Here is an 18,164-nt window from a genome sequence, read left to right on the forward strand (position 1 = left end):
GCCATGGCAACCCTCGTTTTTTTATGTTTATTTTTTCTCTTTTATTGCCGTACGAATCGATAACTCTTCGAGTTGCGCGTCCGCGACAGGGCTCGGTGCTTGCGTCAAGAGACAGCTTGCCGAAGCCGTTTTCGGGAAGGCGATTGTGTCGCGAAGGTTCGAACGACCTGCAAGAATCATGACGAGACGGTCGAGACCGAGTGCGATTCCCGCATGTGGCGGTGTACCGTATTCGAACGCTTCAAGCAAGAAGCCGAACTGTTCAACCGCTTCTTCTTGTGTGAAACCAAGCAATTTGAACATGCGCTCTTGAATGTCACGCTCATAAATACGCTGTGAACCGCCACCGAGTTCGTAACCGTTCAAGACGAGGTCATACGCAACCGCGCGTACACTTGCCGGATCTGTCTCGAGAAGATGGAGGTCTTCACGGTTTGGCATCGTGAACGGATGGTGGTTCGCATAGAAGCGACCGTCTTCTTCTTCAAACGTTACGAGTGGGAAGTCCGTTACCCAAAGGAAGTTGAACTTCGACTCGTCGATGAGACCAAGTTCGTGACCGAGCTTGACGCGGAGTGCGCCAAGGCTGTCTGCAACGACAGTTGGTTTCGATGCGACGAAGAGAAGAAGGTCACCTGCTTCTGCATCTGTGGCTTCAATTAGCTTCTGTGCGTATGTCTCATCAAAGAACTTCGCGATTGGACCGTTCAAGCCTTCCGCTGTCACTTTGAGCCATGCGAGACCTTTCGCACTGTACACCGCCGTGAACTCTTGAAGCTTGTCGATGTCTTTACGTGAGAAGTTGTCCGCCTCACCTTTGACGTTGATCGCCTTGACTTGCCCGTTTGATTCGAGTGCTGCATCGAACACTTTAAAGCCAGCACCTTTCACAGCGTCTGCCACGTCGATGAGTTCGAGACCGAAGCGCGTGTCCGGCTTATCCGAACCAAAACGACGCATCGCTTCCGCGTGTGTCATCCGCTCGAACTTCGCTGGTGTGTCCGTACGACCGAGCGTCGATTCCATGACTTGTCCCATCATCGATTCCATCATCGCCATCAAGTCTTCGATGTCCATGAAGCTCGTTTCGATGTCGACTTGTGTGAATTCAGGTTGACGGTCTGCACGAAGGTCCTCGTCACGGAAGCAGCGTGCGATTTGGAAGTAACGGTCAAATCCTGCGACCATGAGCAACTGTTTGAAGAGCTGTGGTGATTGTGGAAGTGCATAGAACTCACCACCGTGGACACGGCTCGGGACGAGATAGTCACGTGCGCCTTCTGGCGTCGACTTCGTCAAAATCGGTGTTTCGACTTCAAGGAACTCTTGCTCCGTCAAGAAGTTACGAATCGTGTTCGACGTTTTCGAGCGGAGACGGAACGTCTCTTGGAGCGCCGGACGACGAAGGTCGAGGTAACGGTATTTGAGACGCAGGTCTTCTGAAACGTTTTCCGCTTCGTCACCGATTGGGATTGGTGTCATCTTCGCAGCGTTTAAGATGTTGATCTCTGAAGCGATGACTTCGATATTTCCTGTCGGCATGTTCGGGTTCTTGTTCTCACGCTCGAGAACCGTCCCTTTCACGTCGAGGACGAACTCACTACGAATCGTCTCCGCGAGTTGGTGGACCGCTTCGTTCTCTGGGCGAACGACGACTTGGACGATCCCTGTGCGGTCACGAAGATCGATGAAGATGAGACCTCCGAGGTCACGACGTTTTTGTACCCATCCTTTTAATTGTACTTCCTGGCCGATGAGTGACTCTGTCACGCGGCCGTTCATATGTGTGCGTCCGATCATTGTCCTGCTCCTTCCGATAGTTCACGAATTTTGTCTGCAACGGCCGAGAGTGGCACGTCGACTTGTTCACCAGTCGTCATATCTTTCAAGGCGGCTGACCCTCGTTCGACTTCGTCATCTCCTAAGATGACTGTGAACTTGGCTTTCAGACGGTCCGCCTGTTTGAATTGTCCTTTGAACTTGCGTCCTTGGTAATCACGGTCTGCTTTGAACCCTTCCATGCGGAGGAGTTGTAGGAGGCGTGTCGCCGTCAATTCGACTTCTTTTCCGCCTTGGGCGACGATGAAGACATCAAGTCCTGTCTCGAGTTCAGGTAGGACTCCTTCATTCTCTAATGCGAGGATGAGACGCTCCAACCCGATTCCAAAACCGATTCCCGGCATGTCCGGTCCGCCGATATCTTGTACGAGACCGTTATAGCGTCCGCCGCCACAAAGCGTCGTGATGGCTCCGAATCCTTCTGCCTCAGACATGATTTCAAACGCAGTGTGCGTGTAGTAATCGAGTCCACGGACGAGCGTCGGGTCGACTTCATAGGCGACACCAAGTGCATCGAGTTGTGCGAGCACTTGGTCGAAATAGGCCTTCGACTCTTCGTTCAAATATTCAAGAATCGACGGGGCCGTCTTCATCGACGGGTGATCGCGGTCGACCTTACAATCCAAGATGCGAAGCGGATTCTTATACAGGCGTGACTGACAGTCTTGGCAAAGTTCGCCTGCCACCGGCTCAAAGTGACGGATGAGCGCATCGCGGTGGGCGTTGCGGCTTTCCGCGTCCCCAAGCGAGTTGACGACGACTTTGATTTTCTGAAGTCCGAATGACTTGTAAATCGAATAGGCGAGGCTGATGACCTCAGCGTCAACGGCCGGGTCACTACTACCGATTGCTTCGACACCGTATTGGTGAAGCTGACGGAAGCGACCTTTTTGTGGACGCTCGTAGCGGAACATTGGTCCCATGTAGTAGAGCTTGGTCGGCTGGTCCGGATTTCCGAACAGTTTGTTCGTCACGAACGCACGAACGACAGATGCCGTTCCTTCTGGGCGAAGCGTGTACTCGTCTTTCCCTTTCTTCACGAGCGTGAACATCTCTTTTTGGACGATGTCCGTCGTTTCCCCGACACTGCGTGTGAACAGGTTCGTCGTTTCAAAGATTGGTGTGCGAATCTCTTTATAGTTATAACGGGCGCTCATGTCGCGAAGCTTTTCTTCGACATATTGCCACGTCTCGACCGTGCCCGGAAGCAGGTCTTGTGTACCGCGTGGTGCTTTCATCATCACATTTCCCTCCTTAAAAATACAAAAAGGCCCTCGTCCGCAAAGGGACGAGAGCCTGTGTCAGTTTCCCGTGGTACCACCCTCGTTGCAGAGCCATCACTTGAAACTCTGCCACTCGAAATCGGTTAACGCCCGATGAAACGGCTCCCCCTACTCGCTTTCAAGGGAGCACCTCCAAAGTGTCGTTCGGGTCATCATCCAGTCGATGCTTTCAGCCAAGGCATCGCTCTCTTTGCTGGTGGGTTGACCGTACTCTTCTTTATCGTAGGTGTTTGACTATATGCTTCATGATGCCGAATCAAGCCGGCATCTGTCAAGCGTTTTTTTCGAGCATGAGTGTGACCGGTCCGTCATTGACGAGGGCGACGTCCATCATCGCTCCGAAGCGTCCCGTCTCTACGACGAGCCCATTCGACCGGAGTCGCTCATTGAATTTTTCATAAAGCGTCTCGGCCATATCCGGTTTTGCGGCCTTTGTAAAAGCAGGTCGCCGCCCTTTCATCGTGTCTCCATATAAAGTGAACTGAGAGACAGATAAAATTTGTCCGGACACGTCTTGAATCGATAAGTTCATCTTTTCTTGATCGTCCTCGAAGACGCGAAGTCCGGTCACCTTGTCGGCGAGCCAGTTCACTTCCTCTTCTGTATCTTCATGTGTCACACCGACGAGAAGCAAGTACCCGGCGTTGATTGCCCCGACGACTTCTTCCTCGACTGTGACTGATGCTTCTTTCACTCGTTGCAATAATACACGCACGTTCCTCTTCCTTTCGTCACGTCATCATGACTCGGCTGACCGAATACACGTCTGAGATTTGTTTGATGCGCTCGACGACTTTCTGCAAATGGTTCACGTTCGGAATCGAGATGGTCATCGAGATGCGGGCCTGTTTGTTTTGGTCGCCCCGACCACTGACGGCCACGATATTCGTATTCGTCGCCGATACTGCTTGAAGGACGTCGTTTAAGAGACCTGAGCGATCATATCCTGTGATTTCGATGTCGACGTTATAGTTCTTCTCTTTCGCTTGTCCGACTTCCCATTCGACGTCAAGGAGACGCTCTGGGTGTTGTTCGTTGACAATGTTCAAGCAGTCTTTCCGGTGAATTGAGACACCGCGTCCACGGGTGATGTATCCGACGATTTCATCCCCCGGTACCGGGTTACAACAACGGCTCATGCGAACGAGCATGTTGTCGATGCCTTTGACCGTCACGCCCGCTTCCGTCGTTTTCTTCTTCGGTGCCTGACTGACTTTCAATTCGCTGATGGCTTCCGACAGTTCGAGTTTCGGTTCTTTCCGCTGCTTCTCCGTCAACTTATGTGCGACTTGTGCGGCAGTGATGCCTTGATAACCGACAGCGGCGTACATCTCTTCCTCGTTCCCGAAGTTGAACTTCTCGACGACGATACTGAGTGCAGGTTCATCGATAATCTCTTTCGGTTCAAAACCAAGTTTCTTAATTTCTGCTTCGACGAGATCTTTCCCTTTTTCAACGTTTTCTTCACGTTGCTGACGTTTGAACCATTGACGAATCTTGTTCTTCGCCTGGCTTGAAACAGCGAGCTTCAACCAATCCTTACTCGGTCCGTAACTATGCTTCGACGTGATGATTTCGATGATGTCACCCGTCTCGAGTTTGTAGTCGAGCGGTACCATCCGGCCGTTCACTTTCGCACCCGTCATCCGGTGCCCGATCTCCGTATGAATCCGGTACGCATAGTCAATCGGGACTGAGCCCTTCGGCAACTCGAATACGTCTCCTTTTGGTGTGAAGACGTACAGCATGTCGCTAAAGAAATCGACTTTGAGGGATTCCATGAATTCCTCGGCATCCGTTGTATCCTTTTGAAGTTCAAGAATCTCACGAAGATGGGCGATCTTCTCGTCGAATCCGTTCGTCGAGACGTTTTTCCCTTCTTTATACGCCCAGTGTGCCGCAATCCCGAACTCAGCGATGAAATGCATGTCTTTCGTCCGAATTTGAACTTCGAGCGGCTCACCTTTCGGTCCAATCACTGTCGTATGGAGCGACTGATACATGTTCGGCTTCGGCATAGCGATATAATCTTTGAAACGTCCCGGCATCGGCTTGTACTGGGTGTGGATGATTCCGAGCACGGCATAACAATCACGAATCGAATCAACGATAATGCGGACCGCCATCAAATCGTAAATTTCATTGAACTCTTTTTTATGCTTCACCATCTTGTTATAGATAGAATAGATGTGCTTCGGTCGACCGTTCACGTCGGCATCGATATGCACTTCCTCAAGAACCCTGTTCACTTCCGTGATGACAGAGGTGACGAGTGCTTCTCGTTCCGTCCGTTTCTGTTTCATCATCGAGACGATCTTGTAGTATTGCTGTGGGTTGATATAACGTAACGAAATATCCTCGAGCTCCCACTTGATTGTCGAGATCCCCATCCGGTGTGCGAGAGGCGCAAAGATTTCAAGCGTCTCTTCCGCTTTTTGGACTTGTTTCTCTTTCGGCATATGCTGCAGTGTCCGCATATTGTGGAGCCGGTCCGCAAGTTTGATCAAGATCACGCGCACGTCTTCTGCCATGGCGATAATCATCTTCCGGTGGTTTTCAGCAAGTTCTTCTTTTTTCGATTTATATTTAATCTTACCAAGTTTCGTGACGCCATCGACGAGCATGGCCACGTCTGGACCAAAATCGTCCGTCAATTGCTGTAACGAAACATCCGTATCTTCGACAACATCATGCAAGAGCGCTCCAATAATCGTTGTGGCGTCTAAGCCGATATCAACGAGAATGCCGGCCACTTGGACCGGATGGAGAATATAGGGCTCGCCCGAACGTCGGAACTGACCGGTATGATGAAGTTTTGCGTATTCGTAAGCGCGTTTCACTTCGGCTATATCGTCGTCACCCATGTACTCCCCGAGCGCGTCGAGAAGATCCTCAATACTTACGATTTGTTTTTTGGTCATAACATTCGACACCCTTTTTCTAACCGCTCCAATCGCCTCGGATTCGTCGCAGCATGGTAGTAGTTTGTATTCAAGATTCTGTGATTTTTATAACCATTATCGAAAAAATCTGACGACCTGTCAAAGGTTGTAGGTTATTTTCCTTAAAAACTATTCAAAAACGGGAAGCATATCGCTTCCCGTTCAAATTAGTCTTCGTAGCGGATGAGTGAGAACACGTCGTATCCTTCAAGACGCTCACGTCCACCAAGTCCATCGAGTTCGATCAAGAACCCGATTCCTGCCACAACACCACCGAGTTGTTCAATCATTTTAATCGTTGCTTCAATCGTACCACCTGTTGCGAGCAAGTCATCCAAGATGACGACTTGTTGTCCAGGTTTGATTGAATCTTTGTGCATCGTTAAAATGTCCGTTCCATACTCAAGACCGTATGACACTCGTACTGTCTCACGTGGTAACTTTCCTTCTTTACGTACTGGTACAAACCCGAGTTCGAGCGCATACGCTGCCGGGCAACCGACGACGAATCCGCGTGCTTCCGGACCAGCGATCAACTCCGCTCCACGTTCACGTGCATAAACGACGAGCTCATCTACTGCTTTCTTGTAGACTTCGCCATCTTGCATGAGTGACGTGATATCTTTGAAGCTGATTCCTTCCTTCGGGTAATCTGCTACTTCTTTAATATGCTGTTTGAAATCCATTTTATGTGTATGCCTCCTGCATCTTGTTCGATCGCAACGATTGTAACCGCTCTTTGAGCTCCGCCAATGACGCGTATACGAAACGCTCTTCGAGTTGTTGGCGCCCAATCCGGCGTTGATAGCACGGCGCCTCGGTCAAATCGCGTTTCGGTGCTTCTGGATTGACTCCAGGCAGTCCGTCTTCCATTGTAACAAGAAATTCGAGTTCAGAGAATACTTGATGCATAAATTGAATCGTATTTTTTGACCATTTTCGCTCTTTTGACAGACGAATCAGGTTTTCACGTAGATTTTTCCGTTCGCATGTTGCCATATGGACATAATACGTTCGGAAATCCTCACGGGACGGAAGACGTTCAAAGAACGAGTCTCCTTGACCGAAGGCACAATAAATGCGTTCAATCCCCTCATGAAGTTTTTCTGCGAGCACCTCTTCATCGTCTGGAAGATCGAGCAGAACGACGAAACGGTTGAGCGGTTCATCTCCTTCATGGAGTGGAAAATCTTCGTTCGTCCCTTGGAAAGATAAAAATGACGTCTGTTCTTTCGGCAAATCTTTCAACTCTTGCATTGATTTTTTCTTCCCACGATAGTCAAACACTTGGAAGTCATCGACCCGTAAATCTTGAATCATGAGCTGCGGTTTACGCATTCCGTTCCATTCGTTGACTTGAAGACTTCCCATCACCGAGATATGAGCCATCTTTGAAATCTCTGAAACGGCGTGCCCGAATCCAAATCCGATACCATCGAGCTCACGCTTGTCTCCGGCGAGCTGTACTTTCAAATGCGTGGCATCCCGTCCGATTTGGCGAATATCTCGCAGTTTCGCATCTGCGACGACGACACGAGGGGATGGATTCCCCATACCAAACGGCGCGAGCTTTCCGATTTCTGAGATCAAGTCGAGCGAGACGTCGTTGACGGAGAGTTTCAAGTCGACGTTCACCCGTGGCACAAACACGTCATCAGGGATAGAATCCGCTTGACGGTTCAGCCGCTCTCGTAGTTCGGCGACATGTTCCGACTGAAGGGTCATCCCGGCGGCAGCGGGGTGCCCACCAAAGTGTGGCAAAATATCTTCATTCTTCGAAAGTTCCTTGAAGAGATCAAACCCATCAATCGAACGACCCGACCCTTTCGCCTTACCCGTCTCAGGGTCATGGCAAAGGAGGATGACTGGACGATAGTACGCCTCGACGAGACGAGATGCGACAATCCCGACAACTCCAGGATTCCACTTCTCACTTGCCACGACGAGTACACGGTCCTCGGTCATCGATGCTTCGACGAGTTCTTTCGCTTCAGCAGCGATCGTCTTGACGATGTCTTGACGTTCTTTGTTTTGCTTATCAAGCTGTTTTGCGAGCTCGAGCGCTTCCTCGAAATGTTCAGCAAGGAGCATTTGTAATGCCGGCATCGCTGAATCGAGTCGACCTGCGGCATTGATGCGTGGACCGAACGCGAAACCGACCGACTCTTCGTTCAATATGCTGTCACCGAGACCACATACTTCACGTAATGCTAGAATACCTGGACGTTTTGAAGCCTCGAGCGCGACAATCCCCTTCTTCGCGAGCAATCGATTCTCTCCGTCGAGTGGGACGAGGTCGGCAATCGTTCCGAGGACGGCCAAATCAAGGAGTTCTTCCGGCATTCTCCCTAAAACGGCGTGCGCCACTTTGAGAGCGACTCCCGCACCCGCGAGTTTATCGTATGGATATCCCGGGTCGATATGTGGATGAATGATTGCATAGGCGTCCGGCAATGTCTCTTTCGGCTCGTGGTGGTCTGTGATGATCAAATCGACGCCAAGGTCTTTTAAGAGTGTGGCTTCTGCAATCCCAGAAATTCCACAGTCCACCGTGACGACCAAGGTGAATCCTTCGTTCGCTGCCCATTGGAACGCTTCTTTGTTCGGTCCATAACCTTCAGTGAAACGGTTCGGGATATAACACTCGGCCATGACACCAATTTCGGTCAACGCATGCCACATGACAGATGAGGCACTAACCCCGTCGACATCATAGTCACCATAGATGAGCACCATTTCCCCATCGTCTGCTGCCCGTTTGATGCGGGTGACGACTTTCTCCATCTGTTCAAACAAATACGGGTCATGAAAGACGAGTTCATTCTCGGCATACAAGAATGCCTTGGCCGCTTCTACGTCTTGATGACCACGCTGAACGAGCAACGTCGCCAGTTGTGCTGATATATTTAATTCGTTTTGTAAACGCGTGACGTTGTCCGGATTTGTTTCCGGATAGAGCCACTGTTTTTTCGAATGGTACATGTCCTTCACTCCAATCAATTGTAGATTATAGCAGACCGCGTGAAAGATGTGCCGTCTTGACATTTGAAAAGGTCTCCCGATTGAAGGGAGACCCACTTGTTACGCCTCTGTGACCGGCGTATCTTTTTTCTTGTTGATTGTCGTACGTTTGATGAGGAGCCATAAATACGATGCAATGAAGATCGAAGAATACATCCCCATGAAAAGTCCGACGATGAGCGCGAGCGAGAAGCTGCGAATCGACTCTGCCCCGAATACATACAAGGCAATCGCTGTAACGAGTACCGTGATGACCGTATTCACGGACCGTACGATTGTCTCTTGAATCGACTTGTTGATGATCGACTCATAGACGTCCATCGACTTGATTTTTCGTTCCTTTTCATACGACGTGATGTTCTCGCGGACCCGGTCGAACGTTACGATCGTATCGTTGACCGAGTAACCGATGATGGTCAAGATCGCGGCGATAAAGTACAAGTTGACCTCGATCCCAAAGAGCGAGAACGCGACGATCATGAAGAAGGCATCGTGTAACATCGCGATAACAGTTGCAAGTGCATATGAGAATTGGAAACGCACCGTGATGTAGAGAATAATCCCGATCGAAGCGACGACTACCGCATACAAAGCATTTTTCGCCAAGTCACGACCGACTTGAGCCGAGACGGTGCTGATGTTCGGGTCGTTCCCGAATTGTTCAGTGAACGCCGTCTTGACGTTCGCGACTTCCTCTTGTCCCAATTGGCCAACGAACGTCACGTATGCCAAGCGACCTTCATTTGCATATTGGACGCTTGAAATCTCTTGGTCAACTCCGGCATCGTTAAACGCTTTCGTGAATTCTTCTTGCGACACACGTTCTTCCGTTAGCACTTCGACCCGCGTCCCTGAAGCAAAATCGATTCCGAGGTTCAACCCACGGAAGAACAAGAGACCGATTCCGAGAACGACGATTGCCGTCGAAACCAAGAACATCGTTCGCATATGTTTCACGTAATTCCATTCAGTAAGCTTAAAGTTCACGGATTTCACTCTCCTTCACACCAAACCATCCTTTGCGTTTGTCGAACAGACGACTTGAGACAAGGAGGTGCATCAAATAACGTGAGATGAATACGTTCGAGATGAACGTCATCCCGATTGAGATCATGAGCATGACAGCAAATCCTTTGACCGAGCTTTGTCCGAAATAGAACAAGACCGCAGCCGAGATGAGCGTCGTCAAGTTGGCATCGATGATCGTACTGAGGGAACGACGGTTACCTGCACGGAATGCCGATAAGACCGATTTTCCAGAGCGGAGTTCGTCTTTGATTCGTTCCGCGGTAATGATGTTCGCATCGACTGCCATACCGACCCCGAGGACGAGTGCTGCAATCCCTGGAAGCGTCAATACCGCATTGATTCCGTTAAAGAACAACATGATCAAGTTGATGTACAGAACAAGCGTGATGATCGATACGAGTCCTGGGAGACGATAGAAGAACAACATGAACAGGAATACGGCGATGATTCCGATTGTTGCGGCAAATACCGTTTCTTCTAAAGCATCTTGACCGAACTGGGCCGACACGGATGTCGAGTAAATCTCATCTAGTTTGACCGGGAGCGCCCCTGCGTTCAAGATGTCCGCAAGGCGTTGACCGCTTTCCGCGTCAATTCCACCACCTGAGATGATGGCTTTATCCGATAAGATTGGACTCGTTACCGAAGCATCTGACACAATTTTCGAGTTCTCTTTTTGAACTTCTTCCTCATAGGTGTCGCCCTCTTCATAGTCGAGCCAGATGACCAGACGGTTCTCAGGAGCTGGACGTTGTGCAATCTCAGATGTCACTTCGCCAAACTTGTCGGCCGATTGGAGTGTCAGCTCAACGACCGGTTGTCCTTGTTGGTTGTAGCTGAGCGCTGCCCCACGCGGCGCCAAGTCTTTCCCATCGAGCAAGACGTTGTCGTTCACGTCACGGAATGTCAATTGTGCCGTTGACGAGAGAACCTCGCGCGCTTCGTTTTGGTTCGATACGCCCGCGAGCTGGACACGGATGCGATTGTTTTCTTCGATTCGAACGTCCGGTTCGGAAACTCCGAGGACGTTGATTCGGTTATTGATGGCGCGAACGGTTGCATTCATCGCCGACTCGTCGATGACGTCGCCATCTTCGAGCGGTTGTACTTTATACAAAACTTCGAATCCACCTTTTAAGTCGAGTCCGAGGTTCGTGTTCTTGACGACCCATGGTGTCGTGAACACTGCGAGCAGGATTGTCGCAATCATGATGATCGCAAAAATCGCGATGTTGCCTTTTTTGTACATACGACTATTTCCTTTCTAAACCACTGTTCTTGATAAAAACTTCTCTCGTTAACATTACAAATTTTCTAAACATTTATCAATCATTTTCCTAAAATTGTAACGACCTTCACGGATTCTCCGACTGAGTTTGCATATAAGACTAAATGTTGCGCATGGGCAAAACTTCATGTATGATGTAGCTAACATCAAAACATCAAAGGAGTCTTTCCATATGGACAGCACAGTTATTTATGCCTTTCTCCTTACTCTATTCGCCGGTCTAGCTACCGGAATCGGGAGTATGATCGCATTCTTTGCGAAACGGACGAACACGGCATTCCTCTCCATCTCGCTAGGATTTTCCGGAGGCGTCATGATTTACGTGTCGTTCATCGAGATTTTCCCGAAAGCGCTCGAGGAACTCGTCGGCGCACACGGAGAATATACGGGTACAATCTACACCGTCCTCGCATTCTTCGGTGGGATGTTCTTGATTGGTATGATCGATAAGTTCATTCCGAAAATGGAGAATCCACACGAAGTCAAGTTCGTCGAGTCGATGCAGAATGACCCGACAACACATGAACTCGCAACGACGACGACAAATGAAGCGGCTCCAATCAATCATCCAGAGGTACAAAATCGACTTAAAAAAATGGGGATTTTCATGGCACTCGCCATCGGAATTCACAACTTCCCAGAAGGACTTGCGACGTTCGTCTCGGCACTAGATGACCCGGCCGTCGGCTTAGCTATCGCCATCGCCATCGCCCTACACAACATTCCGGAAGGGATTGCCGTCTCCGTCCCGATTTATTATGCGACGGGCTCACGGAAGAAAGCGTTCAAGCTTTCGATGTTGTCAGGGCTTGCCGAGCCAGCTGGAGCGGCCATCGGATTCTTGTTACTCATGCCGTTCTTGAGCGACACCGTCTTCGGACTCTTGTTCGCGGCGGTCGGTGGCATCATGGTCTTCATCTCGCTTGACGAATTGCTCCCTGCCGCCCGTGAATACGGACACGCCCATCATTCAATGTATGGAATGGTTGCTGGTATGATCGTCATGGCGACAAGTCTAATCCTATTAATGTAACGAGCAATGCCCTGACGCGCGCGTCAGGGCATTTGTTATGTCGTTTTAAACACATGGACGACATCTTTTAATTCAGACGACATGTGACTCATCGTTTCAGCGATGCCGTTGATCTCTTGAATGGCGGCAAGCTGTTCTTCGACGTTCGCACCGGCTTCTTCGACGCTTCGCTGTGTCGAGACGGCGTTTGTCGACATATCTTCAACAGAGACGGCAACTTCAGTCGTATTGGCACTCACTTCTTCTGTTGCTGCCGCAATCTCACTCATTTGACGGGACGTCTCTTCGATGACCGATACGATCTCACGGAACGCCTCGGCCACTTCTCCCATTTGCGATACCCCATTCTCCACATGGACGCTCGATTCTTCGAACGCCGATTCGACTTGCTCCGTGTCACGTTGAATGTCGCGGACAACGGTCTGGATTTGAATGGCGGATTGTTTCGATTCCTCGGCAAGTTTCCGGACTTCAGCCGCGACGACGGCAAACCCTTTTCCGTGCTCACCCGCACGTGCTGCTTCAATCGCCGCGTTTAAGGCAAGCAAGTTCGTCTGTTCCGTGATTGCCGTGATCGAACGGGTGATTTTCTCGATTTCAAGCGATTGGTTCGATAGACGGTTCACCATCTGTTGAGTGAGCTCGTTGGCACGGCGAATTTCTTGCATCCGTTTCTCTGCCAATTGAACGGTCTCAAGTCCACCATTCGCCGCCTCAAGTGTATGTATCGTCTGCTCATTCACACCTTGTGAGGCCGCAGCGATTTGATTCAATCCATCCACCGCTTGATTGACGCCAATCGTCCCTTCTTCCGCTCGCTTCGAGGATCCTTGCGCAGCCACGTTCATCTCTTCGAACAACCGGGACACGCCTTGGGTCGTTGTCGCGACATGGTCTGTGCTTGCGTAAAGTTCTTCAGAATATGCAGTCACTTTGTCCGACGCTTCACCAACCCGACGAATCAAGCCGACCAGATTGTGCTTCATTTCATTGAACGCCGTAACCAGGTCTCCTAGTTCATCGTTTGAGGCGACCTCGATATCTTCTCCAGTCAAATCCCCTTCTGCCATGATGCGTGCTTGACGACCGAGTCGATTGATCGGTTTTAGGAAAAGCCGTTGTAGCGCAAGTAAGGACAGAATCCCGATCACGACACCACCAACACTGATGATGAGCATCCAAAGGATTGAACTTTCTGCATCTGCTTGTACCGCTTTCGTCTCAGACTCGAGGAGCTCCCCTTTATATTCGACAAGGTCGGTCACGGTCATGCGTACCCGATCCGTCGTCGGTGTCACACTCGTGTTGAGAACGGTTTTGAAGCCGATTTCGTCTTGTTGTTGACGAAGTTCGACGGCACGATTCATCTCACGGTCTAATAGCTCGTTAAATTTCTCCAAATCTCCCAACCAAGACAAGATTTTCTCATCTGAAGAAGATGCCTTGAGTGAAGCCATCAATTCGTCTCGTTGTTCTTGAACTCCCTGGAGACTGATGAGCGTCTTCGGATTGGCTACAAGCATATAGTAGTTCAAGTAGCGTTCGGCATCCGTCACCGCTAATGATAGATTCTCTGCAAGCAGCATTTCCTGCGTGCCTTCACTGAGGACCCGGTCATAGGCGGCAGTCGATTGTCTCAATTGATAAGATCCGAGCGCGCCGACAATGACGAGCGCAATGATCGTCGGAATGAGCGCGATGGACATACGTCGTCTCAGCGATGAGCGTCCTCTCTGTTTCGTACCACTTCGTTTTATGCTCCATCCTTTCCACTTCTTCATCTGGTTAAGCAATCGTTTCACGTCCATGTCATTCGTTCTCCTTCATCTCGGATTTCTTCTCAACTTGAGATTAGTGCAAACGTTTTCATTAATCAAATCGATTTTTCGAAATGAGGTGGATAAATTTTGAATCGGATTCGTTTTGACAAAAAGAAGTCATCTTTGTATACTTTAAATCGTAATTATTACGCTTTGAAAGGATTCTCTATGATTGTGGAAAATACGAAGTTATTAATCATTGGTGCTGGTGTACACGGAATGACCCTCGCCATCTCATATATGGAACAAGGCGGGTGCTTGGAGGATTTGATTATTGTCGACCGTCTCACTGACCCGTTATCGAACTGGAAACAACAAACTTCATCCATCTCTATGTCGCACCTACGTTCGACCCGAGTGCATCACGTTTCTTCGAATCCCCATGCGTTGAAACAGTTCGCCTCGCGCTATGCCTATCGTTCCAATCATTTCAAAGATACGTTCGGACGTCCATCGCTCGAACTGTTCAACGACCATGCCGAATCCTCATGGAACGCATATCGCCTCGATGAGCGGTTCCTCGGAAATGAACAGGTGATGACGCTCCGCAAAGATGGCGCACACTATCATGCCCGAACAAATCATCGCCTCATTATCGCGAACTCGGTCATTGTCGCGATCGGTCAATCGGAAAATGTCGTGTTACCTGAATGGGCCGACGAACAATGTCGACACGTGTTCGAAAAAGACCAATCGGATGAATCGGATCAAGTGACTGTCGTCGGCGGTGGCATCACAGCACTTCACTATGTCGTGAAGCGTGCCAATCAAGGTCACCGTGTCACCCTTGTGACGAGACGTCCGCTCGAAGTGAGTCAATTTGACGCCGATCGACAGTTCATGGGACCGAAAGGATTAGATGACTTCCATCGTCTAAAACAAGACTGGACGACAAAACGATCATTCATCGCCCGTGAACGAAAACCGGGATTGGCTCCGAACGATCTCGTCTTAAAAGTGAAGCGCCTCATACAGACGAACGCTGTGACGCACATCATCGGAGAAGTCGAGCGGGACAGTGGTTCGCTATTTGTAAACGGTGAACAACTTGCCGGAAAAGAAGTCGTCTGTTGTACGGGAATCAGACCTCATCCTGTGAAAGAGACATTTCTTCAGCCCGTGATCGAACAATTCAACCTACCTCTCACCCCATGTGGCACCCCTGTCCTGAATGAGCATCTTGAATGGACGCCTGGACTTTACTTGACCGGTCCTTACGCCGATTTGATCATCGGCCCGTTCTCAAGAGCCATCTATGGTGGACAAGAGGCCGCTCGTAGAATTCTCCCCCAACTTCTAGCCACACAAAAAAGCGTCTGACCATGATGGTCAGACGCTTACTTGCTTATTCCTCAAATGAGGCATTCGCTTTTTTCACGACTTCCGCAACTGCGCTTCGGTTGAAACGGAGAAGCGATTGATCGCATTTCAAAACGACATGTGTGTCTTCGATTTGATGAACGACGCCGTGTAAACCGCCGATTGTGACAACGCTGTCGCCACGCTCGAGGGCGTTTTGCATCGATTGTACTTCTTTTTGGCGTTTCGTCTGTGGACGAATCAAAAGGAAGTAAAATACGACGAAAATCAAGATCATTGGTAATAACGCAACGAGTGTTTCCATGAGTAACATTCACCCTTTCCTTCAATATCAGGTTCATTATACCGTGAAACTGAAGCATTGTCACACAATGTCCGACACGTTTCTTTAGAAATTCTTCGCATTCGGCTTGTTGTAGCCGTATTCTTCGAAGAACTCTTCTTTGAAATCGAGCAAGCGGTCTTCGCGAATCGCTTGACGAACCTGCTCCATCAACTTCACGAGGAAGTGAAGATTATGTGTCGTACACAAGTGAAGGCCAAACATCTCATCCGCTCGAATCAAGTGGTGGACGTACGCACGCGAGTAGTTCTTACACGTATGGCAGTCACACTTCTCATCGATTGGACCAAAGTCCGTCTTATATTTCGCTTGTTTGATCGTGACGCGACCTTTCGACGTCATGAGCGTTCCGTTTCGTGCGATGCGAGTCGGCAGAACGCAGTCGAACATGTCGATTCCGCGAATCGACCCTTCAATCAACGCATCCGGTGAGCCAACACCCATCAAATAACGTGGTTTGTTCTCTGGCATGAGCGGTGTCGTGAATTCGAGGGCACGATACATGACATCTTTTGGTTCACCGACCGAGAGACCACCGACCGCATATCCTGGGAAATCAAGAGAGACGAGGTCTTGGGCGCTTTGACGACGAAGGTCCTCATATTCTCCACCTTGGATGATGCCGAAGAGCGCTTGGTCTTCTGGACGTTCATGTGCCTCGAGGCAACGTTCCGCCCAACGGCTCGTCCGCTCGACCGACTTCTTCATGTATTCATGCGTCGCCGGATAAGGCGGACACTCATCGAACGCCATCATGATGTCCGACCCGAGCGCGTTTTGAATCTCCATCGCCTTTTCCGGTGACAAGAACAACTTGTCGCCGTTCAAATGGTTACGGAAATGAACGCCTTCCTCTTGGATATTTCGGAGGTCGGCAAGTGAGAACACTTGGAATCCACCCGAGTCCGTGAGGATTGCCCCGTCCCAGTTCATGAACTTATGAAGTCCACCGGCTTGTTTGATGACCTCATGTCCTGGACGAACCCAAAGGTGATACGTGTTCGACAAGATGATGTTCGCACCCATCGCCTTGACCTGTTCAGGTGCCATCGTTTTGACGCTCGCTTGCGTCCCGACCGGCATGAAGACCGGTGTCTCGAACGACCCGTGCGGCGTATGGACGATTCCGTGCCGCGCTCCGGTCTGTTTGCATGTGTGGATGTGTTCGTATGTGACTGCATGTTTTGTCATTTTGTTACTTCCTTCCTCGTGATGAGCATCGCGTCTCCAAAGCTGAAGAAGCGGTATCGTTCTGCGACCGCAGTCCGATAAGCGTGTAAGATGATGTCGCGCGTCGCGAATGCCGAGACGAGCATGACGAGCGTTGATTTAGGGAGATGGAAGTTCGTGATCAATCCATCGATTGCCTTTAACTCAACACCAGGGTAAATAAAGATATCCGTCCAGCCCGATGACTCGACGAAGTCCCCGTGATCTCGCATGATCGTCTCAAGCGTGCGCGTCGATGTCGTCCCGACCGCAAAGATGCGACCGCCATTCGCTCGAATCTCCCGAAGCGCAGCTGCCGATTCAGCCGACAACTCGAAATATTCACTATGCATCGTATGTTCCTCGATAGAATCAGCCGTCACCGGACGGAACGTCCCGAGGCCGACGTGAAGTGTGAGCGGGATCAACCGGACACCTTTCGCTTTGGCCGCTTCAAGCAGTTCCTCAGTGAAATGAAGACCGGCTGTCGGAGCGGCCGCACTGCCTCGTTCACGGGCATAGACCGTCTGATAACGGTCTTGGTCATCGAGTTGTTCGCGAATATACGGCGGGAGCGGCATCGTTCCAAGCTCGTCTAAAATCTCATAGAAGATGCCGTCGTAGTCAAACTTGAAACGACGTCCACCTTCTGGGAGCTCCTCGACGCATTCTGCGCGGAGAAGGCCGTCCCCGAACTCAACGATGGAGCCGACACGAACTTTTTTCGCCGGTTTGACGAGTGCTTCCCATACATCATCTTCCGTCTGCTTCAACAAGAGCAGTTCGACTTTCCCGCCTGTTTCTTGCTTTGCCCCAAAAAGGCGTGCCGGTAAGACGCGCGAATCGTTGACGACGAGCGCATCCCCCTCGTTCAAATAATCGAGCACGTCACGGAAATGGCGATGCTCGATGTCCCCTGTCTCGCGGTCTAATACGAGCAAGCGTGAGCTTGTCCGATCAAGCAATGGGACTTGCGCAATCAACTCTTCTGGCAATTCAAAATCATAATCGTTTACGTTCAATTGAATGTCTTGCAT

General features: G+C 50.1%; 12 protein-coding genes, 1 pseudogene and 1 other annotated feature. Of the genes and pseudogenes, 2 read left to right on the forward strand and 11 right to left on the reverse strand.

Annotated elements, in window-relative coordinates:
- Positions 1-27 precede the first annotated feature (27 nt).
- The 7 genes and pseudogenes from aspS to secD form a co-directional block, all read right to left on the reverse strand.
- Positions 28-1,800 carry an aspartate--tRNA ligase gene (gene aspS / locus IRJ25_RS09040; protein ID WP_269318133.1) on the reverse strand — a complete coding sequence of 591 codons (1,773 nt, stop codon included), beginning with the start codon at positions 1,798-1,800 and terminating at the stop codon, positions 28-30.
- Positions 1,797-3,077: a histidine--tRNA ligase gene (gene hisS / locus IRJ25_RS09045; RefSeq protein WP_074037952.1), complete on the reverse strand. Its 1,281-nt coding sequence runs from the start codon at positions 3,075-3,077 to the stop codon at positions 1,797-1,799. The genes aspS and hisS overlap by 4 nt, the downstream gene beginning before the upstream one ends.
- A gap of 43 nt (positions 3,078-3,120) precedes the next feature.
- Positions 3,121-3,355: a binding site (T-box leader), on the reverse strand.
- Between the two features lie 38 nt (positions 3,356-3,393).
- Positions 3,394-3,837 carry a D-aminoacyl-tRNA deacylase gene (gene dtd / locus IRJ25_RS09050; protein WP_031421442.1) on the reverse strand — a complete coding sequence of 148 codons (444 nt, stop codon included), beginning with the start codon at positions 3,835-3,837 and terminating at the stop codon, positions 3,394-3,396.
- 16 nt (positions 3,838-3,853) lie between these two features.
- Positions 3,854-6,043 (reverse strand): RelA/SpoT family protein, encoded by a 2,190-nt coding sequence (locus IRJ25_RS09055; protein WP_264092354.1) that lies wholly within the window; start codon positions 6,041-6,043, stop codon positions 3,854-3,856.
- A 188-nt stretch (positions 6,044-6,231) separates the two neighbouring features.
- On the reverse strand, positions 6,232-6,750 hold the full coding sequence (locus IRJ25_RS09060; protein WP_074037462.1) for an adenine phosphoribosyltransferase: 519 nt from the start codon (positions 6,748-6,750) through the stop codon (positions 6,232-6,234).
- Between the two features lies 1 nt (position 6,751).
- The gene (recJ, locus tag IRJ25_RS09065) at positions 6,752-9,046 is read right to left on the reverse strand and encodes a single-stranded-DNA-specific exonuclease RecJ (protein ID WP_269318134.1); all 2,295 of its coding nucleotides are present in this window, start codon (positions 9,044-9,046) and stop codon (positions 6,752-6,754) included.
- 99 nt (positions 9,047-9,145) lie between these two features.
- Positions 9,146-11,363, reverse strand: a pseudogene (gene secD, locus IRJ25_RS09070) (protein translocase subunit SecD).
- Between the two features lie 211 nt (positions 11,364-11,574).
- Between secD and zupT the strand changes: the two are divergent.
- Positions 11,575-12,435, forward strand: a complete 861-nt coding sequence (gene zupT, locus IRJ25_RS09075) for a zinc transporter ZupT (protein WP_074037465.1) — start codon at positions 11,575-11,577, stop codon at positions 12,433-12,435.
- 35 nt (positions 12,436-12,470) lie between these two features.
- On the opposite strand, the gene IRJ25_RS09080 is transcribed toward zupT, so the two are convergent.
- Entirely contained in the window at positions 12,471-14,243 is a 1,773-nt protein-coding gene (locus tag IRJ25_RS09080) for a methyl-accepting chemotaxis protein (RefSeq protein ID WP_074037467.1), read from the reverse strand.
- A 180-nt stretch (positions 14,244-14,423) separates the two neighbouring features.
- Here IRJ25_RS09080 and IRJ25_RS09085 point away from each other — a divergent pair, with 180 nt between their 5' ends.
- The gene (locus IRJ25_RS09085) at positions 14,424-15,575 is read left to right on the forward strand and encodes an NAD(P)-binding domain-containing protein (RefSeq protein ID WP_269318135.1); all 1,152 of its coding nucleotides are present in this window, start codon (positions 14,424-14,426) and stop codon (positions 15,573-15,575) included.
- Positions 15,576-15,600: 25 nt separating this feature from the next.
- Here the strand turns inward: IRJ25_RS09085 and yajC are convergent, their stop codons facing one another.
- The 3 genes from yajC to queA form a co-directional block, all read right to left on the reverse strand.
- Positions 15,601-15,879, reverse strand: a complete 279-nt coding sequence (gene yajC, locus IRJ25_RS09090; RefSeq protein WP_026826452.1) for a preprotein translocase subunit YajC — start codon at positions 15,877-15,879, stop codon at positions 15,601-15,603.
- An 84-nt stretch (positions 15,880-15,963) separates the two neighbouring features.
- Complete coding sequence (gene tgt / locus IRJ25_RS09095; RefSeq protein WP_074037468.1) at positions 15,964-17,109, reverse strand: tRNA guanosine(34) transglycosylase Tgt; 1,146 nt, start codon at positions 17,107-17,109, stop codon at positions 15,964-15,966.
- Positions 17,106-18,164, reverse strand: a complete 1,059-nt coding sequence (gene queA, locus IRJ25_RS09100; protein ID WP_015881168.1) for a tRNA preQ1(34) S-adenosylmethionine ribosyltransferase-isomerase QueA — start codon at positions 18,162-18,164, stop codon at positions 17,106-17,108. The genes tgt and queA overlap by 4 nt, the downstream gene beginning before the upstream one ends.

The sequence above is a fragment of the Exiguobacterium sp. KJ 601 genome, assembly GCF_027161185.1.
GTDB lineage: Bacteria > Bacillota > Bacilli > Exiguobacteriales > Exiguobacteriaceae > Exiguobacterium > Exiguobacterium profundum.